The sequence below is a fragment of the Coprococcus sp. AF16-22 genome (assembly GCF_003461545.1).
GTDB classification, from domain to species: domain Bacteria; phylum Bacillota; class Clostridia; order Lachnospirales; family Lachnospiraceae; genus Coprococcus; species Coprococcus aceti.
Genome location: NZ_QTXH01000008.1, coordinates 51372 through 72412 on the forward strand (window position 1 = coordinate 51372; position 21041 = coordinate 72412).

Here is a 21041-nt window from a genome sequence, read left to right on the forward strand (position 1 = left end):
TCAAAGGAGTATAAAGGATAATGGAAAGAGAGACTATGTGTATACAGGCTGGATACCAGCCTAAGAATGGGGAGTCAAGAATGATACCGATCGTACAGAGCACAACGTTCAAGTACGACACGAGCGAGGATATGGGTAAGCTGTTTGACCTTGAGGAGAGCGGATATTTCTACACCAGACTTGCAAATCCGACAAATGACTATGTGGCAGCCAAGATATGTGCCCTGGAGGGGGGATCGGCAGCAGTGCTCACATCGTCAGGACAGGCAGCAACATTCTTCTCGGTATTCAACATTGCCGGAGTGGGAGATCACGTTGTGGCATCATCCACCATATACGGAGGAAGCTTCAACCTTTTTGCCGTGACCATGAAGAGAATGGGTGTGGAATTCACATTTGTGGATCCAGACTGCTCGGACGAGGAACTTGAGGCAGCGTTCAGACCGAACACCAAGGCCGTGTTTGGCGAGACCATAGCCAATCCGGCACTCATAGTATTCGATATAGAGAGATTTGCAAATGCGGCACATGCACACGGAGTACCACTCATCGTGGACAACACATTTGCCACACCGATCAACTGCAGACCTATAGAGTGGGGCGCAGACATAGTCACACACTCCACCACGAAGTACATGGACGGACATGATGCAACCGTGGGTGGGGCGATCGTGGATTCAGGCAAATTCGACTGGATGGCACACGCAGACAAGTTCCCAGGACTCACCACACCTGATGAGTCATATCACGGAGTGGTATACGCAGAGAAGTTCGGCCAGGGCGGCGCATATATCAACAAGATCGTGGCACAGCTTATGAGAGATCTCGGCCCGATACCTGCACCTATGAATTCGTACATGCTCAATCTTGGACTGGAGTCGCTTCACGTGCGTATGCCACGTCACTGTGAGAACGCACTGGCGGTTGCGAAGTTCCTCGAGGCACACGATAAGATAGCCTGGGTAAATTATCCTGGACTTGAGAGCAGCAAGTATTACGAGCGTGCTAAGAAGTATATGCCGGACGGCACATGTGGAGTTGTGTCATTTGGCGTCAAGGGAGGAAGAGCTGCTGCGGAGGCCTTCATGAAGGAACTCAAGGTTGCGATGATAGCAACACATGTGGCGGATGCACATACATGCGTTCTTCATCCTGCATCAGCTACACACAGACAGATGAATGACGAGGAGCTTCTGGCGGCAGGAGTAAGTCCTGATCTTGTGAGACTGTCGGTGGGCATTGAGAATGTAAAAGACATAATAGCAGATCTTGAAAATGCACTGGATAAGGTACAGATATGAGAATAATAAATATAACCGACCTTTCGGCACCCGAGCTTGATATATATGCGCGCATGTCAGAGAATCAACTGGCGCACATATATGAACCGGCTTCCGGGCTGTTCATAGCTGAGAGTCCAAAGGTCATAGAGAGGGCACTGGATGCGGGTTACGAGCCAGTGTCCATTCTATTGGAAGACAGGCACGTGGAAGGACAGTGCGCGGATATAATAAAGCGGTGCGGAGATATACCGATATACACAGCACCATTTGATGTCCTCACGAAGCTCACGGGATTTGCCCTGACAAGGGGGATGCTGTGCGCCATGAGGAGGGCAGAGCTGCCGTCTGTTGAGAGCGTGTGTGAACATGCCGCCAGAATAGCGGTGCTTGAGGAAGTGATGAACCCGACAAATGTGGGAGCGATATTTAGAAGTGCGGCGGCACTAGGGATGGATGCTGTACTGCTCACGCCGGGCTGCAGTGACCCGCTCTACAGGAGGGCGGCAAGGGTCAGCATGGGAACGGTGTTCCAGATACCGTGGACATATATTACATTTGACACCCTGGGTCTTGCACACAATAAAGCAGATCATGGCATATGGCCGGAGTTTGGGATGGAACAACTTCACAGTATGGGCTTCAGGACGACATCCATGGCGCTAAGAAATGACACGATAGACATACACGACCCGGAGCTGAAGCAGATCGACAGACTTGCAGTAATACTGGGAACCGAGGGAGAAGGCCTCAAGACAGAGACCATAGATTCCAGCGACTACACAGTGAAGATACCAATGTATCACGGAGCGGACAGCCTGAATGTGGCTGCAGCCAGTGCCGTGGCATTCTGGGAACTTGGCAGACGCTCGTAAAACGTCGAAAAACATCCCTCAAAAAATACGCATACATATCTACAGGATATGGAAAATATGTTATAATAGTCAGGACGTGAACAGACAGGCTCATAGTCGGCAGAAGGAAAAGACTTAGGAGGATGATAGACATGTTTTATGCTATTTCAGGAATTAACGGGGATTATGAGGCATACAAGAGAGCACTCAAGAAACTTAAGTTTCAGAACCTTGACGATATAAAGGAAGAGGACATCATGAACGAGGAGGCAGTCATCAGCACCCTTGAGGGCGAGGATGTCCTGTATGTCCTTGGCAATATAATCGGAGCAGGCGGCGGATCCATGAAGATACTTCAGGATATGATGAGCAGAGATAATGTCATCGCAGTTGTCGGTGAGAACGAGTACAAGATCACACAGGCACTCAAGGCACTGAATGACCATATCCAGTCCACAGGTGAGGTGCCACCACAGATGCTGGTAGACAAGATAACATCCATGCTTGGAGAAGAACTCTCAGGTGCGGTGGAGGAGTTCCTGCAGCTTGACGATGAAGAGCGTGAGGATGTCATAGAGTATATAGATGAGATTTCTGAGGAAGCGTTCCTCGAAGTGATGATGGCGAGAAAGAAATTTGTGCTGGTTCACGCCGGAATAAGAAACTTCGATCCGAAGAAGGAACTGGATGAGTACGACACAGAGGACTTCATCACAGAGCCAGCAGACCTGGACAAGACATATTACAAGAACAGAACACTCGTTGTTGGACATGTGCCAACCACAGAGCTCGGCGGTGAGGGCAAGATCGTTAAGAAGAACAACAACGTTGCCATCGACTGCGGGTGCGGCAAGGGCGGACAGCTTGGAATATACTGCCTGGGCAACGGCTCGGAGATGTATGTATAATAGAATAAAGAAGAGATTGACACGGCGGGATATGAAATATCATATTCCGCTTTTTTATTATGGAAGAAATTGGATTAAGAAAATAAAGTGGTTTATACAAATTGTATAGTTAAGCAAAAAATCAACGAGGATTTTTGTCGATTTTAAATCGCAAATGGAATTGAAAAATTGTGAAGAAACTGTTAAATTAGGGGGTGAGCATGTATAAAGAATTTCCCTATATAAATATTTATAGTTTTTTATAAAGAAAACAGGAGGAAAACATGGGTGTTATAGATTTTCATTCACACATACTGCCGGGTATAGACGACGGCAGCAGGAATGTCGAGACATCTATAGGCATGCTTCGGATGTGCAAAGAGCACGGCGTTGATATTATGATAGCGACGCCGCACTTTTATGCTGATTCAAATACTGTGGAGAGGTTCATTGATTCAAGACAGAAAGCATATGATAAAGTCATGGCTGAGAATATGGACATACCGCAGATTATAATGGGGGCAGAGGTCGCGTTTTTTGCAGGAATAAGCAGAGCGGAGAAAACGGACGCACTAAAAGTAGAAGGAACTGATATCATGTTGCTGGAGATGCCGTTTGTGACATGGAGTAATTCGGTAGTGCAGGAAGTACGAGACTTAATTGAGAAGAGACATTTCCATATCATACTAGCTCATATAGAGCGATTCTTACAGATACCAGGCAACAAGCCATATGTGAGACAGATCCTTGAACTGCCAGTTACGGTGCAGGTGAATGCGGCGACACTTCTGGATTTCAGACAGAAGGGCAAAATGCTCAAGATGTTCAAGAAAGGACAGGTACACATCATAGGAAGCGACTGCCATGGTATGCATCACAGGGTGCCGAACTTGTGGCTTGGCCGCGAGGTGCTGGAGAAGAAGCTGGGACATGAATTCCTAGAGAACATGGACAGCTACGGAACAAAGCTCCTGAAAGAACATCAGATACACCCATAATCAGCAATAACAACGAAACATGTAAAAGATAAACAGATAGATGGAGGACAACAACATGTCTAAGAAGACAGCGATAATCATCAGTATTGTGCTGTTCATAATACTGTGTGGTCTTATTGTGTGCGAGAAGAAGTGGCCTACAGCGGGAACAGACCTGCTTATGCTGGACGTTCTGAGATAGCACATTACATTCCGAAGAGGTGATACATATGTCATACAGGAACAGAACACTATCAGAAAAAAAGAGAATATACAAGAAGCTTGGACTTGTGATCACAGCCATACTGGTCGTATGCATTGCACTGGCGATAGCACTCAGACCGACAAAAGGAAATGCATCACACAATGCATCGGGCACACAGGCGGTCGAAGGCATGATTGAGGTGGACGGAGTCAAATACGTTCCCAAGAAGAATATAGAAACATATCTTTTTATGGGAATCGACAACATGGGCAAGGTTCAGAAAGTCACCGATTATGAGGGGGCAGGCCGATGCGATGTGGTCATGCTGATGGTCAGAGACCTGACAGATGGAACATACAAGACGCTGAGCATAGACAGAAATACCATAGTGGAGCAGGATACACTGGATCCCGACGGAACCTACGTTGCAACGAGCCCGGCACAGCTTGCTCTGGCACATGAGAATGGTGACGGAATGGAGATAAGCTGCGAGAACGTGGTCAAGGCGGTGTCAAACTTCCTTGGCGGCCAGAAGATAGACGGATACGCAGCGGTGAATATGGGGGCCATAGGAACCATCAACAATCTGGCTGGCGGAGTCACGGTTACCATAGAGGATGATTTCTCCAAGGTGGATAAGACAATGAAGCAGGGAGAGACCATCACACTGACCGATGAGCAGGCAGTACATTTTATCCATGACAGATTCGATGTGGGAGATGAATCCAACACCCAGCGAATGAAGCGTCAGGAGGTGTACAAGGCAGGACTCAAGGATAACCTGGCGGCAAAGTGCAGCGAGGATAACACATATCCACTGACCATATATGACGCCCTGAGAGATTACATGGTGACAGATATCAGCTCACAGAAATTCTCCAAGCTGGCACTCCTTGTTCTCAAGGATAAGGACGCCGGAACGGTGTCAATAGAAGGAACAGAGACCATAGATGATCTCGGATTTGTCGAGGTGGAGCCGGATGCGGACAGCCTTCAGCAGGCGATCGTAGAGCTGTTCTACAAGGAATATAACTAGCATCACACATTTGATGCAGGGGATATAGATACAAAAAACGGATGGAGGGAATATATGAATTCCAACAAGAAAATGGCTGCTGTGCAGGATAAGACCACACAGATAGCCGCAGTGAACACATACAAGAATACAGAGGATGATGAAAACGAGATCGATCTCCTGGACATGGGAATGGCGCTTCTTGAGAAGCTCCCATACATCATACTGTGCTTCCTGATCGGTGCGGTGCTGTTCAACGCATTTGCATACTTCCTGATCAAGCCGACATACCAGTCGACAGCCAAGCTGTACGTGGTATCAGCATCAGATGATTCCATAGTAAATCTCCAGGACCTTAACATCGGTTCATCCCTTACCAAGGATTACGAAGACCTGATACTCAGCTATCCGGTTCTCGACCAGGTCATCGAAAAGCTCGGCCTTGATATGGACTCAGAGAGGCTTGCCAAGATGATAACCCTTGAGAATCCTTCAGACACACGAGTCCTGAAGATCACGGTCACAAGCACTGACAAGCAGCAGGCATGTGACATTGCAAATACACTGGCGAACGTGTCGATAGAGTATCTCCCGGATACCATGAGCACAAGCGCACCTAACATAGCCCAGGTTGCAAGGGTAGCAGACCAGAAGGTCGGACCAAGCTACCTTAAGTACACCGCCATAGGTGCATTGCTTGGAGCACTCATCTACTGCCTGATCGTCATTGTGGGATACCTGATGGATGACACGATCCACTCAGCAGACGACATGGAGAAGTATTTCGGAATAGTACCGCTCACGACAATACCTGAGAGCGACCAGTTCAGAACAGACGATTCAGATGAAGAGCCTGGAAAGAAACATAACAGGAAAGAGAGGGTCAGAGCATGAAGAAGCTTAACATAGAGTTTCAGGAACTCCCATATGCAGTGGAGGAGGCGATGAACCGTCTCAGGATCAACATAAAGTTCTGTGGCAAGAACACAAGAAAGATACTCATAACCAGCAGCATGCCAAATGAGGGCAAGAGCAGCGTGGCGATCAACCTGTGGAAGATGCTCGCCGAGGCAGGATTCCCTGCTGTGCTGGTGGATGTGGATCTTCGTAAGTCAGTCATAAAGGACAGACATCACATAAAGGATGCTGACAAGCTTCCGGATCTTGGATATTTCCTTTCGGGACAGTCCGAGATGGAGGATGTCATCTATGAAACACAGGTAGAAAATGCATACATCGTACCTTGTATGAACCTTCTGGAGAATCCATCGGCTCTTCTGGAGGATGCTAGATTTGCAGAGCTTCTTGACAAGCTGGCAGAGACATATAGGTATGTCATTATAGACTCGCCACCGCTTGGCAGTGTGGCGGATGCCGCTCAGATCGCATCACTGTGCGATGGCGCAGCTCTGGTAGTCAGAGCAGGTGAGACATCAAGAAGTCTCATCAAACAGTCATTCCAGCAGCTTGACCAGGTAGGTTGTACGCTGCTTGGAGTCATACTCAACAGAGCCCAGACAACGGGGAGAGCATACAAGAAATACTACGGCAAGTATGGCAAATACTATAGCCAGTACGGCTATGGTTATGGCACTTACGGCAAAGAGGCTGCAGCCTCCAGCGACGGCACCCCGTCAAAATAATTCACTTTGGATATAACGCCATGTATAGTGGCGTACAGGGCGTTTTATCATATATTCAATACAATAGAACTTTTTTGGAAGGAGGAATTTATTGTGAAGAATTTAAAGAAGCTTTTGGCTATAGTTGTATGTATCGCAATGATGGTGCCAACAGTTGCATTTGCAGCTACATCATCACCAACTAAGGTAAACGTTAAGTCTGCTACAGCAAAGTCGCTTACATACAATGCAAAGAGCCAGACAACAACAATTGTTGTTAACGGTAAGACACTTACCCTGAACAAGGATTTCAAAGTCGTTTCAGGAAGCCTTAAGGCAACAAAGGCTGGTACATACACAGTTAAGATCAAGGGAATAGGTAACTATTCAGGCGATACAACAGTTAAGTACACAGTTAACGCACAGCAGAGCTACAAGGCTACTGCTGCTGCAAAGACATACAATGCTAAGAATCAGACAACCAAGGTTACAGTTAAGTATGGTAACACAGTTCTCAAGAGAGGTACTGATTACAAGATTACTGGTGTAACTAAGGCTAAGAACGCTGGCAAGTATAAGATTACCGTAAAGGGTATCAACAACTACAAGGGTACAAAGACAATTTACTACACAATTAACAAGGCTGCTCAGAAGTCTGTTAAGGTTAAGGTAAATGCTTCTAAGAAGAAGATCACTGTATCTGGTGTTAAGGCAAAGGCAAAGGTTACTTACAAGTCAGCCAATAAGAAGGTCAAGGTTAAGAATGGCAAGATTACTGTTGGTAAGGGTGTCAAGAAGGGCACAAAGGTAAGAATCACTGTTAAGGTTGCTGCAACAAAGAACTACAAGGCATACAGCAAGTCAATTATTTACAAGGTTAAATAATCAACCTGCTATGTTAAATAGTTCCAAGCCCTAGCCGGTGGCGCAAAACGAATGTCCATGCCACAGGACGTTCCGCGCCGCCAGTGTGGGTGATAAATAACAGACCGTTTAATGAGAAACATGGTTTACAGATGAAAAGGTTCAGCCGACAATCACACGGGCTGAGTCATTTCATGTATGAATCAACAGACCGGGTCATGCGGGCACAAATATGACCCTGACGACAGAGGATGAGGAGAGAAAATTATGTATCAGAAAGGCGCAAAAGGCTGGCTGAAGCACTTTGACTTCATGCTGCTGGATCTTATAGTACTTCAATTGTCATTTCTTGTGGCATTCCAGATCAGACACGGCATGGTAAATCCGTATGCGAACAGAGACTATCTCGCGCTGGCTATCATCACGGAGCTGGCGGATATAGTAGCCATGATATTTCTGAATACATATGAGGGCGTCATCAGAAGAGGATACTTCAAGGAATTCATATCCAGCTTCAAGAACGGTTTCGTGATCGTTGCACTGCTCCTTCTGTATGTGTTTGTCCTCAAGGATACATCTATATATTCCAGAACTACTATACTGCTCATGTGGGCCATATACGTATATGCTACATTTGCAGTGAGGAGCCTGTGGAAGAAGCATCTCGAGAAATATGCAGAGCATGGCAAGGGCAAGAAGCTCCTGGTCATGACCACCAGACATGTAGCAGATGAAGTGGTGGCAGGCCTCAAGGAGAAGAACTACTCCGGGTTTGATATAGTAGGAGTCATGGTGATAGATGCAAACCTCGTCGGTCAGGAGATTCAGGGAGTGCCGGTGGTGGCGGATTACAACACCGCAGTTGACTATGTGAGAACCGCATGGGTGGACGAGATATACGTGGATGTGCGCGGAGCATACGGATATGCGAACACCCTGATAGAGGCATTTGTCGAGGGCGGCATCACGGTTCACATGTGTATATCATCCATCGTGAAGACCCACGGCGACAAGCAGCTCATCCAGAAGATAAATGGTGAGACCGTGGTCACGACCATGATGAACTACGCAACACCGAAGCAGATGCTGCTCAAGAGAACGGCAGATATAATAGGTGGTCTGGTGGGCAGCGTATTCACGCTCATCCTCACCATATTCATAGGACCTATCATATACATCAAGTCCCCGGGACCGATCTTCTTCAAGCAGGAGAGAGTGGGACTGAATGGCAAGATATTCAAGATGTACAAGTTCCGAAGCATGTACATGGACGCTGAGGAGCGCAAGAAGGAACTCATGGCGCAGAACACCATGAGCGATTCGAAGATGTTCAAGATGGACTTTGACCCGAGAGTCATAGGCAACAAGATCCTGCCGGACGGCACCAAGAAGAAGGGAATAGGTCAGTATATCAGAGACTTCTCCATAGATGAGTTCCCACAGTTCTTCAATGTGCTAAAAGGGGATCTGTCACTGGTTGGAACCAGGCCGCCTCTCATCTCTGAGGTGGAGCAGTATGAGATGCACCACAAGAGCCGCCTTGCTACGAAACCGGGAATCACAGGTATGTGGCAGGTGAGCGGCCGAAGTGACATAACTGACTTCGAGGAGGTTGTGAGACTGGATACGGAGTATATAGAGAACTGGAGCTTTGGACTGGATCTGAAGATAGTGCTGAAGACTATCAAGGTTGTGCTTGGTAGGGAAGGATCAAAGTAGAGGAGGAAGATGGATGAAAGGAATCATACTCGCCGGAGGCTCCGGAACAAGATTGTACCCACTGACTATGGTGACGAGCAAGCAGCTCCTGCCAATATATGATAAACCGATGATATACTATCCACTGTCTGTACTTATGAATGCGGGAATTAGGGAGATTCTTATCATCTCAACTCCTGCTGATACGCCGAGATTTGAAGAGCTTCTAGGCGATGGACATCAGTTCGGCATAGAACTGTCATACGCAGTACAGTCGTCACCTGATGGGCTTGCCCAGGCATTCATCATAGGTGCGGATTTCATCGGAGACGACAGTGTGGCGATGGTGCTGGGAGATAACATATTCGCAGGTCACGGACTCAAGAAGAGACTCAATGCAGCAGTGGTAAATGCTGAAGGTGGCAAGGGCGCAACAGTGTTTGGGTATTATGTGGACGACCCGGAGAGGTTTGGCATAGTTGAGTTTGATGAGAACGGCAAGGCCATATCCATAGAGGAGAAGCCGGAGAAGCCGAAGAGCAACTATTGTGTGACCGGACTGTACTTCTATGACAATAGAGTTGTGGAGTATGCTAAAGGGCTTAAGCCATCTGCAAGAGGCGAACTGGAGATCACTGATCTGAACAGGATATATCTGGAGAACGGTGATCTGAATGTTGAGCTTCTCGGACAGGGATTCACATGGCTTGATACAGGAACACATGAGAGTCTGGTGGATGCAACCAACTTTGTAAAGACGGTGGAGCAGCATCAGCACAGGAAGATAGCGTGCCTTGAGGAGATAGCATACCTGAATGGATGGATCAGCAGGGAAGAAGTTCTTGAGGTATATGAGGTGCTGAAGAAGAACCAGTATGGACAGTACCTTAAGGATGTATTAGATGGTAAATACCAAGAGCATCTTTATTAGAATAAAGACACTAATAATTATAGATACATTGAACATTTGCTGATATACAAATATAGAAAAAGAAGTAAGAGGCAAATGCGAGGAGGAGAATTATGACAATTATAGTAACAGGTGGAGCAGGATTTATAGGAAGCAACTTCGTATTCCACATGCTTAAGAAGTACCCGGGCTACAGAATCATATGTCTCGACAAGCTGACATATGCTGGCAATTTGTCAACCCTTGAGCCGGTTATGGATAACTCAAACTTCAGATTTGTAAAGCTTGATATATGTGATAGAGAGGGTGTATATAAGCTGTTCGAAGAGGAACATCCAGATATGGTAGTGAACTTCGCTGCTGAGTCCCATGTGGACAGATCCATAGAGAATCCTGAGATATTCCTTCAGACAAATATCATAGGAACAGCTACATTGATGGATGCATGTAGAAAGTATGGTATACAGAGATATCATCAGGTAAGTACCGATGAAGTATATGGAGACCTTCCACTTGACAGACCGGATCTCTTCTTCACAGAGGAGACTCCTATACATACAAGTTCACCATACAGCAGCTCCAAGGCTGGTGCGGATTTGCTCGTTCTTGCTTATCACAGAACGTATGGACTTCCTGTTACTATCAGTAGATGTTCGAATAACTATGGTCCGTATCACTTCCCAGAGAAGCTTATACCGCTTATGATAGCCAATGCTTTGGCAGATAAGCCTCTTCCAGTATATGGGGAGGGATTAAACGTGCGTGACTGGCTCTATGTGGAGGATCACTGTAAGGCGATAGACCTTATCATCCACAAGGGACGAGTGGGAGAGGTCTACAATGTAGGCGGACACAACGAGAAGAAGAATATAGATATAGTGAAGATCATCTGTAAGGAGCTTGGCAAGCCAGAAAGCCTTATAACTCATGTGGGAGATAGAAAGGGACATGACATGAGATATGCCATAGACCCTACAAAGATCCACAATGAACTCGGCTGGCTTCCAGAGACGAAGTTCGAGGACGGAATCAAGAAGACAATACAGTGGTATCTGGACAATCGTGAGTGGTGGGAGACCATCATATCAGGCGAGTACCAGAACTACTATGAGAAGATGTATAGCAATAGATAAGGGGTAAGAGGATGAAATTCTTTGTAACAGGCGTTGGCGGTCAGCTGGGACATGACGTGATGAATGAACTTCTGAAGCGTGGATATGAAGGCGTTGGTTCTGACATACAGCCGGAATATAGTGGCGTGGATGACGGTTCACCAGTGACTAAGGCTGATTATGTGCAGCTCGACATCACTGATAAGGCTGCTGTAGAAAAGATAATAACAGAGATCAAGCCAGATGCGGTTATCCACTGTGCGGCGTGGACTGCGGTGGATGCTGCAGAAGATGAAGAGAATATAGACAAGGTTCGTGCCATCAATGCTGGCGGAACAAGAAATATTGCAGAGGTATGTAAATCACTTGACTGTAAGATGACATATACCAGTACGGATTATGTGTTTGATGGTCAGGGAGATATACCATGGGAGCCGGACTGTAAGGACTATGCTCCTCTCAATGTGTATGGACAGACAAAGCTTGAGGGTGAGCTTGCGGTATCTGAATTGCTTGATAAATACTTCATAGTGAGAATAGCCTGGGTGTTCGGTCTCAATGGAAAGAACTTCATCAAGACAATGCTCTCTGTAGGTAAGACTCATGATGAGGTAAGAGTAGTATGTGACCAGATAGGAACACCTACTTATACGCTGGATCTTGCAAGGCTTCTTGTGGATATGAATGAGACTGAGAAGTATGGCTACTATCATGCCACCAATGAAGGCGGATATATCAGTTGGTATGATTTCACATGTGAGATATATAGACAGGCTGGATACAGCACAAAGGTGACTCCTGTTACTACAGAGGAGTATGGCCTTTCAAAGGCTGCAAGGCCTTATAATAGCAGACTTGACAAGAAGAAACTTGTAGAGGCAGGGTTTACGCCACTTCCAACATGGCAGGATGCGCTTAGCAGATATATTAAAGATTTATCATGAGGAGGGACCCTCGTTAGAGGGAGGAGTCCTGATGATTACGCAGACGCTACGCGCAAGCGTCTTAGATGCGTCTGCTCCATAATAGAGTATTAAAGAAATAAGAGGTATAGATACAATGGGACAGATAAAGGTTGAGAAGAATGTAGGTGGTATAGAAGGTCTGTGTGTCATCGAGCCGGCAGTTCATGGCGACAGCAGAGGATACTTCATGGAGACTTATAATGAGAGAGACATGAAGGAAGCTGGAATAGATGTGAAGTTTGTACAGGATAACCAGTCTATGTCAACCAAAGGGGTTCTCAGAGGACTTCATTTCCAGAAGAACTTTCCGCAGTGTAAGCTTGTAAGAGCTGTGCGCGGTGAAGTGTTCGATGTGGCTGTGGATCTTAGAAGTAATTCGGAAACTTATGGTAAGTGGTATGGTGTAAGACTTTCCGCTGAGAATAAGAAACAGTTCCTCATACCTGAGGGATTCGCCCATGGTTTCCTTGTGCTTTCTGATGAGGCAGAGTTCTGTTATAAGGTGAATGACTTTTGGCATCCAAATGATGAGGGAGGTATGGCTTGGAATGATCCGGAGATCGGTATTGAGTGGCCGGAACTGAAAGGTGAGTACAAGGGCAGTGCAAGTGCAGAGGGCTACACGCTGGAAGATGGTACTGCACTGAACCTGAGCGATAAGGACCAGAAGTGGTTGGGACTGAAGGATACCTTCAAGTTTTGATTTGAAGTGAGCAGAATAAACTAGAAGGTAGGATAGAACTATGAAAAATACCCCATATACAGTTCTAATGTCTGTATACATAAAAGAAAAGGCTGAGTATTTAAAATTAAGCATTCAGAGTATGCTCGATCAAACGGTTCCGCCTGATGAGTTTATTCTTGTTAAAGATGGTCCATTAACAACGGAACTGGATGCAGTTGTGGACTATTACAATCAAAAATATCCAGGTTTGTTTACCATAATTTCAAATGAAACGAATCTTGGACTTGGACCAGCACTGGCAAAAGGCATAGTCGCATCAAGAAATGAACTGATTGCAAGAATGGATTCTGATGATGTATCAGAAAAAACTCGATGTGAAAAACAACTTGCTGCCTTTGAAAAGGATTCAAAGTTAGAGATGGTTGGGTCATTTGAGGCGGAATTTATCGGAGAAAAAGACAACATTGTGTCAGTTCATCGAGTGCCTGAAACACATAATGAAATCACAAAATTTATGCGTCGTAGGTGTGCCATTCTGCATCCAACAGTAATGTACAAGAAAAGTGCCGTAATCAGAAGTGGAAACTATCACTCTGTTCCATTATATGAAGATTATGATCTTTTTGCTAGAATGGTGCTGGAATACAATGTGCGTAGCTATAATATTCAAGAGAACTTATACTATATTAGAACAAGTGAGGATTTCTTTAAAAGACGCGGTGGATTAAAATACGCAAGAACAGTATTGAACTTTAAATGGAACCAGCACAAAAAAGGATATATGTCGCTGACAGATTTTTGCATTAGTGGTTTGGGACAGGCATTTGTATGTGTTCTACCAAATACATTACGTAAAGCTGTTTATTTGAAGCTATTACGATAATAATAGATTGAGGACAATTATGGAAAAGGAACCAATAAGAGTTTTACATATTGTGCCTAATATGCAGGCAGGAGGACTTGAAACATTAATTATGAATATCTATAGAAATATAGATAGAACTAAAGTCCAGTTTGATTTTCTTGTCCATTATACTGGAAATTACTTTTATGATGACGAAATCAGGAGTTTGGGCGGAAGAATATATAAGTTGTCAGTACGCGATGACAACAATTTTATAAAATATTTGAAAGATTTGGATGCGTTTTTTAAGGCGCATCCAGAATATAAGATTGTTCATGGACACATGGAAAGTTTAGGACAATTTTATTTTAAGGCTGCAAAAAGGAATGGAGTTCCTGTACGCGTTGCACACAGTCATAATTCAGCAACAGAAGATACACTCAAGGGAAAAATTAAGGGACTTCTCTTGAAACGATATAAAGTATTTGCAACAGATTACTTTGCTTGTTCACAAAAAGCGGGTGAGTTTATGTTTGCAAATAAAAAGTTTACTGTTCTGAAGAATGCAATCATTGTAAATAATTTTGCTTACAATGAAGATGAAAGAAATCGACTGAGAAAAGAACTCGGTATTGAGGATAAAATAGTCATTGGTCATGCAGGAAGGTTCTGTGAACAGAAAAATCATAAGTTTTTAATAGATGTTTTTAAGAAAATTGCTGATCTGGAAAATAATGCTGTTTTGTTGTTGATTGGTGCTGGAGAAACGTTTGAAAGAATAAAGGAACAAGTTCAAGAGTATGGTTTGGAAGAACGTGTTATTTTCCTAGGGGTTAGAAAAGATATTGCAAGCTTGTATCAGGCGATGGACTGTTTTGTGTTTCCGTCACTTTTTGAAGGTCTTGGTATTGTTGCAATAGAAGCACAGTGTTCTGGTTTGCCAGTAGTCGGCTCTGATGTTATTCCAAAAGAAGCTGCGGTAACAAATCAATTTCACTATATGTCGTTGGATGATTCTGCAGATGAATGGGCAAAAAAAATTCTTGAAGTAACGAAACAGGAGAGAAAAGCTGAAATCGATAAAATTCGAGCTGCGGGATATGACGTGCATGATGTGGCGGAATATTTAGAAGATTTTTATATAAAGAAGTATTTGGAGAATTAAGAAAGCTAGAGGGCGGAAAGATGAAAAAAGTTGGTCTAGTTTCTGTGAGAAACTATAACTATGGAAGTATATTGCAAGCATATGCCTTGCAGCAGGAGTTGTTTGCAGCAGGGGTTGATAATGAATTAATCTATTATAAAAAGCGTAATGTTGTCAAGCAAGCTCTTAGAATATTTAATCTGCCGCTCCTCATGGCAAAGATGAAAGATGTCTGGCGTGTAATTGAAGGAAAGACTAATCCCAAATTAAAACCGATTATTTCTGGAAGAAATAGAGCTTTTTCGGATTTTCTGAAAGATAATTTTGTATTTACACCGTGCTTAAGCGGCAGAAAACAGCTTATTGATTACACAAAGAAATTTGATGCTTTCATTTTGGGAAGCGATCAGGTATGGAATCCAATGTTACTTGGTGGAGATTATTATACATTAACTTGGGTGGATTCTCGTCGCCCTAAAGTAACATACGCTTCGAGCTTTGGTGTATCAGAGATACCTGCGAGCCAAGTAAAGAAGACAAAAGAATACCTGTCTCGATTCAATATGATCTCTGTTAGAGAGGAACAGGGGGCAGAGATTGTCGAAAAATTGACGAGGAAAAAGGCTGAAGTCTGTTGTGATCCTACTGTGCTGACAGACCGGAAGAGATGGGATGAGCTTAGTGGAGATTGTCCGTTTGTGAGTGAAAAGTATATTTTCTGCTACTTTATTGGCAATAATCCAAGCCAACGAGAGTTTGCAAAAAAATTAGCACAGAAAACGGGCTGCAAAATCCTAGCAGTTAAACACATTGATGAGTATATTAAAAGTGATGATGACTTTGGCGATATTGACTATTTAGAAGTTGGGCCAAAAGAGTTTGTCAATTTTATTAGGTATGCTACATATGTATGTACGGATTCTTTTCATGGAACGATTTTCTCGATAATGTATAATAAGAACTTCTTTACATTTATGAGATTCTCAGATAGCCAGAAAAGCTCTATGAATTCGAGAGTAAAAAATATTCTTTCAATCGTTGGTTTGTCCAACCGCTTGTTTGAAAACTCAATTACCCCGGAAGCAGCACTCGCATATCAAGTGGACTGGTCTGATGTTAATAAGAGGCTAAATGATTTTAGAAAAAGTTCACGAGAGTATTTTGAAAGAGCAATAATATGCTTAAAGGGTACACAGGAATGATTAAATTAGTTGAGAAAGAGCACTGCTCAGGCTGTACAGCTTGTATGGTCTGTTGTCCAAAAGAAGCAATATCAATGTGCGCTGATGAGGAAGGATTTAAATATCCAGTTATTGATAGAAATCGGTGCGTGGAATGCGGAAAATGTGTAAGGACATGTCCTATCACGAATAAGCAAAAGAAAAATTCAGTAGTTGATTCATATATTGCTATAAATAACGATAAGAATCAGCGTGAGGCAAGTGCGTCAGGTGGTCTGTTTAGCGTCATAGCTCATTATGTTTTGGAAAAAAATGGCGTAGTTTTTGGTGCGGCATATGATGAAGAACTTAGGGTTAAACATACAGCTATAGAACACGAAGCAGATTTAGAAAAATTGAGAATGTCCAAGTATGTGCAAAGCGATTTGGGTGATACATTTAAACAGGTGGACAAGTATTTAAAAGCGGATAGAATCGTTTTGTTTTCTGGTACGCCTTGTCAAGTAGCAGGACTTAGAGCGTATATTAATAGAGAAGACGCAAATCTAATTCTCCTTGATTTGGTTTGTCATGGCGTTCCATCGCCAAAGCTGTTTGAAGACTATAAGGCTGCACTCTCAGAAAAATACGAAAGTGATATTCAGAATATATATTTTAGAAGCAAAGTTTTAGGGCATCACTTGTCCACGATCGCAGTTCGTTTTTCAAATGGAAAGTTAATTCACAGCAGACGATTGGTGAAATCTTATCCGAGATTATGGTTTGCCGGGTTTACATCACGGCCATCTTGCTATGCCTGCAGTTTTAAAGAAGAAGATCGTGTGAGTGATTTTACACTATTTGATTCTTTTAAGTCAGCTGGACAGTATGACTTTAAAGATGATGATATGGGGCTGTCCAATGTGTATGTTCGCACACAAAAGGCAACTGATTTGTGGAAACAAATCGAGGCTCAAGTAACTGCTGTAAAAACGAAAACAGCGGTTACGAATAAGAATGACGGAGATATGATTTACGAATCCGCAGTAAAAAATAAGGCCCGTGCAGAATTTTGGAGTGATTATGGAAAACTTTCATATACAGAATTAATTGATAAGTATATTCCATATTCTAAAAAAGAAGCCATTATGGATAAGGTTAAACGAGTGATGGTTAGCACAGGCCTGAGTAAAAATTTGAAGATTAAAAAGCTACTTACAAAGATTAAAAGGTAAAGGAAGAAGAAATGAAAGTAATTGCATTCTATCTGCCACAGTTCCATGAAACGCCAGAAAATAATGAATGGTGGGGACAAGGCTTTACTGAGTGGAATAACATGAAAGCTGCCAAACCACTTTTTGAGGGGCATAACCAGCCAAGAATTCCGCTTAACAATAATTATTATAACCTTTTGAATGAGAAAACTCTGGAGTGGCAGACTGAAATTGCAAAAGAACACGGCGTATACGGTTTCTGCTGCTACCACTATTGGTTTGGAAGCAAAATGCTTCTTGAAAAGCCGATGGAGATTTATCTGAAAGATAAAAACTGTGATTTGCCATTTTGCTTTTGCTGGGCAAACGAAACATGGACAAATGCTTGGGCTGCGGAAACTGAGTCTGATCGAAAGACCTTAATCAAGCAGGAGTACGGTGATAAAGAAGAATGGGAGAGACATTTCCAGTATTTGCTTCCGTTCTTTAAGGACGAGAGATACATAAAGGAGGGTAATAAACCGCTTTTTGTGATTTATCGTCCACAGTATATTACAGAGCTGAGTGCAAGACTGGCTTATTATAATAAACGTGCTCAAGAAGAGGGCTTTGACGGGCTGGTTTTTGCAGCACAGCATGTTTCTTTTTATGCTGAGAAGAGCGTCGATAAGTCGATGTTTAAATACCAGATTGAATATCAGCCAGGCTTTGCGTTTTATGATATGAGCTCTTGGATGCAGAAGCAGATGAGCGTTATTAAGCAGAATGTACAGACATGGGCAAGGGATCATTTGAAAAGCTTTAAGTCTGCTAAAAAGGCAAAACTGCAGAAATTATCGTATGACGAAGTGTGGAATACAGTTCTAAATAGAAAAGCAGAGCCGGGAATGATTCCAGGGGCATTTGTGGACTGGGATAATACACCGAGATATAAAGAAAAAGGTCGTGTTTTGACTGGGGCAACACCTGAAAAGTTTAAAGAGTATTTTGGAAAACAGCTGAAAAGAGCACGGGATGAATACAAGTCTGACTATATTTTCATTTTTTCATGGAATGAATGGTCAGAAGGTGGATATTTAGAGCCTGATATGAAAAATCAGTACGGTTACTTAGATGCAATCAAATCATGCGTCGATGAATTGGAAAGTGAGAACTAAAAATGGCAGAGATATTATCAAATAATAAAATTAAAACAATTGCGTTTTATTTACCTCAGTATCATGCCATTCCGGAAAACGATAAATTTTGGGGAAAAGGATTCACGGAATGGGTAAATACGAAAAAGGCTACTCCGCTATTTGAGGGGCATTATCAGCCAAAAGTTCCGTTAAATGAAAACTATTATAACTTGCTAGATGACGATGTTAAAATTTGGCAGGCGAATTTGGCGAAGAAGTATGGTGTGTTTGGCTTTTGCTACTATCACTACTGGTTTAAAGACGGAAAGAAGCTGCTTGAAAAACCACTAGAGCAAATGTTGCAAAATAAAGATGTTGATATCCCATTTTGCATGTCTTGGGCAAATGAGAACTGGAGTAAGCGATGGGATGGCGGTAATCAGGAGATTATTGCCGAGCAGGATTACGGCACAGAAGATGATTGGAAAAAGCACTTGCTTTATATGGTTCAGTTTTTCAAAGATGAACGATATATTACCCTGAATGGCGATCCGGTTTTTCTTATTTATAAACCTGAAGAGATTCCTGATTTGCATCGTATGGTAACTTATTGGCAGTCGGAAATTAAAAAGTTTGGCTTCAATCGGATTTGCTTAATGATCCAGAATTCGGGATGGTATTTTTCACCATCTTACAATGATAGAGATTTCGATTATCAAGTTAAATTTGAACCATACTTTTCAAAGCAGTATGCAGAAAAAGATTTAAATAAAATTAGGCGTCTCCAGATTGCTTATCGAATTCTGAAGAAAGTTAAATTGGAAAAGCCAATCTATGCATTTGTGAAGAGTAGAAAAAAAGTGGCCGGAAATGATAAGCCGTTGTCAATTTTTAGCTATGATAAAGAATGCGCAGATATCCTGAATGGCCCACATTCCCAGAAGATTGTGCAGGGGTTGTTTACAGATTGGGATAACACTGCAAGGCGAAAAAATGGCTTTGTTTTTAAAGGAGGAAATCCGGAGAAATTTGGAAACTGCGCAAAGGCTCTCTTTAACCAGATGAGAGAAAAGAATGATCTTCCGCTTGTCTTTATTAATGCTTGGAATGAGTGGGCAGAGGGAGCGTATTTAGAACCGGACGAAAAGCATGGCTATGCTTATCTTGAGCAATTACAAAATGCTATGGAAAAGTATAATAGAGGTTAATATTTTTATATTGTCTTTTTATTAAGAAAGATATTTAAGAGTGCGTGAATCAACTATTGTATTTATGTAATTTGTGAAAGAATCGAATATCTAAGAAAGAGAAATTTAATCATGACAACCAGAGAATTTGGAAAAGTTACATCAAATCAATTGTATTTGTATGCTCTAGTACTGTACATTTTACTAAATTACACAATTTTAGGAGTACAATGGAACTATCCATTCTCCATTTTAAAAAATGCAGCACAGATTATATTGACATATTTTATTCCTTTCTTATTATGCGTGCGATTCATGCTAGGGTTTATAAAAAAGAGAACATGGCATCAATTAATAACTGTGCTGATAATTAGCTGCACTTTATATTCATCAAGCGTAATACACAGTAATGCACTTGCTTATACAGCCGCGTTTATTCTATTGGCGCCAGGAATTGATTATGATGAAATCGTAAGAGCATTCTACAAAGCAGCTTTTTTTTCAGTAGCGCTATTGATTCTTGCAACAATAATTGGAGCTGTCAATGATAATCAAATACGCTTTACATATGCAACGGGCGTATTGTATGGACATACAATGGGAACCTCACATCCTAACAATTTTGCAGCCTATGTAATGACGACTCTTTTTCTATGGCTGTATATGAATAGAAAAAGAAAATCACCGGCTAAACTGATTTGTGTTGATATAATAGTTGGCGTGATTGTATTTATATTAACGGCGTCAAGGACGAGTTCAATTGTAATATTAGCATTTGCTGTAATTTATTTGTTGTATGAAGTAATGAAAAAGGTTAATGCAGAAAGGCTGATTAACCTATTAAAATTGGCAATAGTGGCTGTTTTTGCAGTTTCAATTTATTTAATGAATTCTATGGGGCAAGTCGGATCAAACGGAATATTAGCAGATTTGACGTTTGCAACACGTTTTTCATCGGCATACAATATTTATCAACAGTATGGAATTCAACCGTTTGGTTCAGATATTGAGTTTGTAAGTTCTGTTGTTTCAGCTCAGACAGGTAAGTCGTCTGTGATACTTGATTCGGCGTATTTGAACTTGCTTTTGTATCGGGGATATATTGTCACTGTTTTGTTTGCGATAGCTGTAGTTCTCTTGTTTAGGAAAATTGGAAAACAACGAGAGTATATCTTGATGATTATAGCCGCGCTATTTGTTGTTGATGGTCTGATGGAACAAAATGTATTTATGATTTATTGTAATTTTACTTTGATGGCTTGCTTTTCAGGATTAGAGAGTATCGATTAATAGACAAGAG

Annotated in this window: 21 protein-coding genes; all 21 read left to right on the forward strand. The window is 42.7% G+C overall.

Going from position 1 to position 21041, the window contains the following annotated elements:
• Positions 1-20 precede the first annotated feature (20 nt).
• The gene (locus tag DWW60_RS09645; protein WP_015534752.1) at positions 21-1301 is read left to right on the forward strand and encodes an O-acetylhomoserine aminocarboxypropyltransferase/cysteine synthase family protein; all 1281 of its coding nucleotides are present in this window, start codon (positions 21-23) and stop codon (positions 1299-1301) included.
• Positions 1298-2155 carry a TrmH family RNA methyltransferase gene (locus tag DWW60_RS09650; RefSeq protein ID WP_117875235.1) on the forward strand — a complete coding sequence of 286 codons (858 nt, stop codon included), beginning with the start codon at positions 1298-1300 and terminating at the stop codon, positions 2153-2155. Before DWW60_RS09645 ends, DWW60_RS09650 begins: the two co-directional genes overlap by 4 nt.
• 131 nt (positions 2156-2286) lie before the next feature.
• Entirely contained in the window at positions 2287-3042 is a 756-nt protein-coding gene (locus DWW60_RS09655; RefSeq protein WP_015534754.1) for a hypothetical protein, read from the forward strand.
• Between the two features lie 263 nt (positions 3043-3305).
• A complete protein-coding gene (locus DWW60_RS09660) occupies positions 3306-4019 on the forward strand; it encodes a CpsB/CapC family capsule biosynthesis tyrosine phosphatase (protein ID WP_117875237.1) in 714 nt (237 codons plus the stop codon).
• Positions 4020-4074: 55 nt separating this feature from the next.
• Entirely contained in the window at positions 4075-4200 is a 126-nt protein-coding gene (locus DWW60_RS13800; protein ID WP_255415671.1) for a hypothetical protein, read from the forward strand.
• A 28-nt stretch (positions 4201-4228) separates the two neighbouring features.
• Complete coding sequence (locus tag DWW60_RS09665; protein WP_117875238.1) at positions 4229-5239, forward strand: LCP family protein; 1011 nt, start codon at positions 4229-4231, stop codon at positions 5237-5239.
• Between the two features lie 54 nt (positions 5240-5293).
• Positions 5294-6112, forward strand: a complete 819-nt coding sequence (locus DWW60_RS09670) for a YveK family protein (protein WP_117875240.1) — start codon at positions 5294-5296, stop codon at positions 6110-6112.
• Positions 6109-6861 (forward strand): CpsD/CapB family tyrosine-protein kinase, encoded by a 753-nt coding sequence (locus tag DWW60_RS09675; protein ID WP_117550425.1) that lies wholly within the window; start codon positions 6109-6111, stop codon positions 6859-6861. The genes DWW60_RS09670 and DWW60_RS09675 overlap by 4 nt, the downstream gene beginning before the upstream one ends.
• A 93-nt stretch (positions 6862-6954) precedes the next feature.
• Complete coding sequence (locus DWW60_RS09680; RefSeq protein WP_055145518.1) at positions 6955-7725, forward strand: hypothetical protein; 771 nt, start codon at positions 6955-6957, stop codon at positions 7723-7725.
• A 246-nt stretch (positions 7726-7971) separates the two neighbouring features.
• A complete protein-coding gene (locus DWW60_RS09685) occupies positions 7972-9423 on the forward strand; it encodes a sugar transferase (protein WP_117875242.1) in 1452 nt (483 codons plus the stop codon).
• A gap of 13 nt (positions 9424-9436) precedes the next feature.
• Positions 9437-10333 carry a glucose-1-phosphate thymidylyltransferase RfbA gene (gene rfbA, locus DWW60_RS09690; RefSeq protein ID WP_117550428.1) on the forward strand — a complete coding sequence of 299 codons (897 nt, stop codon included), beginning with the start codon at positions 9437-9439 and terminating at the stop codon, positions 10331-10333.
• Between the two features lie 92 nt (positions 10334-10425).
• Positions 10426-11445: a dTDP-glucose 4,6-dehydratase gene (rfbB, locus tag DWW60_RS09695; protein WP_117550429.1), complete on the forward strand. Its 1020-nt coding sequence runs from the start codon at positions 10426-10428 to the stop codon at positions 11443-11445.
• 11 nt (positions 11446-11456) lie between these two features.
• Positions 11457-12368 carry a dTDP-4-dehydrorhamnose reductase gene (rfbD, locus tag DWW60_RS09700; protein WP_117550431.1) on the forward strand — a complete coding sequence of 304 codons (912 nt, stop codon included), beginning with the start codon at positions 11457-11459 and terminating at the stop codon, positions 12366-12368.
• A 115-nt stretch (positions 12369-12483) separates the two neighbouring features.
• The gene (gene rfbC, locus DWW60_RS09705) at positions 12484-13092 is read left to right on the forward strand and encodes a dTDP-4-dehydrorhamnose 3,5-epimerase (RefSeq protein ID WP_117875244.1); all 609 of its coding nucleotides are present in this window, start codon (positions 12484-12486) and stop codon (positions 13090-13092) included.
• 40 nt (positions 13093-13132) lie between these two features.
• The gene (locus DWW60_RS09710; protein WP_117875246.1) at positions 13133-13957 is read left to right on the forward strand and encodes a glycosyltransferase; all 825 of its coding nucleotides are present in this window, start codon (positions 13133-13135) and stop codon (positions 13955-13957) included.
• Between the two features lie 19 nt (positions 13958-13976).
• Complete coding sequence (locus tag DWW60_RS09715) at positions 13977-15083, forward strand: glycosyltransferase family 1 protein (RefSeq protein ID WP_117550437.1); 1107 nt, start codon at positions 13977-13979, stop codon at positions 15081-15083.
• A 20-nt stretch (positions 15084-15103) separates the two neighbouring features.
• Entirely contained in the window at positions 15104-16264 is a 1161-nt protein-coding gene (locus DWW60_RS09720; RefSeq protein ID WP_117875249.1) for a polysaccharide pyruvyl transferase family protein, read from the forward strand.
• Complete coding sequence (locus tag DWW60_RS09725) at positions 16261-17457, forward strand: Coenzyme F420 hydrogenase/dehydrogenase, beta subunit C-terminal domain (RefSeq protein WP_158565903.1); 1197 nt, start codon at positions 16261-16263, stop codon at positions 17455-17457. The genes DWW60_RS09720 and DWW60_RS09725 overlap by 4 nt, the downstream gene beginning before the upstream one ends.
• Positions 17458-17468: 11 nt before the next feature.
• Positions 17469-18593 (forward strand): glycosyltransferase WbsX family protein, encoded by a 1125-nt coding sequence (locus DWW60_RS09730; RefSeq protein WP_117875254.1) that lies wholly within the window; start codon positions 17469-17471, stop codon positions 18591-18593.
• Between the two features lie 2 nt (positions 18594-18595).
• Complete coding sequence (locus DWW60_RS09735; RefSeq protein WP_117550445.1) at positions 18596-19762, forward strand: glycosyltransferase WbsX family protein; 1167 nt, start codon at positions 18596-18598, stop codon at positions 19760-19762.
• Positions 19763-19873: 111 nt separating this feature from the next.
• Positions 19874-21031 (forward strand): hypothetical protein, encoded by a 1158-nt coding sequence (locus DWW60_RS09740; RefSeq protein WP_117550447.1) that lies wholly within the window; start codon positions 19874-19876, stop codon positions 21029-21031.
• Positions 21032-21041: the final 10 nt, after the last annotated feature.

What these genes read in the sequence shown, in the direction of transcription:
- DWW60_RS09645 (WP_015534752.1), top strand. Translation starts at nt 21, where the DNA reads ATGGAAAGAGAGACTATGTGTATACAGGCTGGATACCAGCCTAAGAAT.
- DWW60_RS09650 (WP_117875235.1), top strand. Translation starts at nt 1,298, where the DNA reads ATGAGAATAATAAATATAACCGACCTTTCGGCACCCGAGCTTGATATA.
- DWW60_RS09655 (WP_015534754.1), top strand. Translation starts at nt 2,287, where the DNA reads ATGTTTTATGCTATTTCAGGAATTAACGGGGATTATGAGGCATACAAG.
- DWW60_RS09660 (WP_117875237.1), top strand. Translation starts at nt 3,306, where the DNA reads ATGGGTGTTATAGATTTTCATTCACACATACTGCCGGGTATAGACGAC.
- DWW60_RS13800 (WP_255415671.1), top strand. Translation starts at nt 4,075, where the DNA reads ATGTCTAAGAAGACAGCGATAATCATCAGTATTGTGCTGTTCATAATA.
- DWW60_RS09665 (WP_117875238.1), top strand. Translation starts at nt 4,229, where the DNA reads ATGTCATACAGGAACAGAACACTATCAGAAAAAAAGAGAATATACAAG.
- DWW60_RS09670 (WP_117875240.1), top strand. Translation starts at nt 5,294, where the DNA reads ATGAATTCCAACAAGAAAATGGCTGCTGTGCAGGATAAGACCACACAG.
- DWW60_RS09675 (WP_117550425.1), top strand. Translation starts at nt 6,109, where the DNA reads ATGAAGAAGCTTAACATAGAGTTTCAGGAACTCCCATATGCAGTGGAG.
- DWW60_RS09685 (WP_117875242.1), top strand. Translation starts at nt 7,972, where the DNA reads ATGTATCAGAAAGGCGCAAAAGGCTGGCTGAAGCACTTTGACTTCATG.
- rfbA (WP_117550428.1), top strand. Translation starts at nt 9,437, where the DNA reads ATGAAAGGAATCATACTCGCCGGAGGCTCCGGAACAAGATTGTACCCA.
- rfbB (WP_117550429.1), top strand. Translation starts at nt 10,426, where the DNA reads ATGACAATTATAGTAACAGGTGGAGCAGGATTTATAGGAAGCAACTTC.
- rfbD (WP_117550431.1), top strand. Translation starts at nt 11,457, where the DNA reads ATGAAATTCTTTGTAACAGGCGTTGGCGGTCAGCTGGGACATGACGTG.
- rfbC (WP_117875244.1), top strand. Translation starts at nt 12,484, where the DNA reads ATGGGACAGATAAAGGTTGAGAAGAATGTAGGTGGTATAGAAGGTCTG.
- DWW60_RS09710 (WP_117875246.1), top strand. Translation starts at nt 13,133, where the DNA reads ATGAAAAATACCCCATATACAGTTCTAATGTCTGTATACATAAAAGAA.
- DWW60_RS09715 (WP_117550437.1), top strand. Translation starts at nt 13,977, where the DNA reads ATGGAAAAGGAACCAATAAGAGTTTTACATATTGTGCCTAATATGCAG.
- DWW60_RS09720 (WP_117875249.1), top strand. Translation starts at nt 15,104, where the DNA reads ATGAAAAAAGTTGGTCTAGTTTCTGTGAGAAACTATAACTATGGAAGT.
- DWW60_RS09725 (WP_158565903.1), top strand. Translation starts at nt 16,261, where the DNA reads ATGATTAAATTAGTTGAGAAAGAGCACTGCTCAGGCTGTACAGCTTGT.
- DWW60_RS09730 (WP_117875254.1), top strand. Translation starts at nt 17,469, where the DNA reads ATGAAAGTAATTGCATTCTATCTGCCACAGTTCCATGAAACGCCAGAA.
- DWW60_RS09735 (WP_117550445.1), top strand. Translation starts at nt 18,596, where the DNA reads ATGGCAGAGATATTATCAAATAATAAAATTAAAACAATTGCGTTTTAT.
- DWW60_RS09740 (WP_117550447.1), top strand. Translation starts at nt 19,874, where the DNA reads ATGACAACCAGAGAATTTGGAAAAGTTACATCAAATCAATTGTATTTG.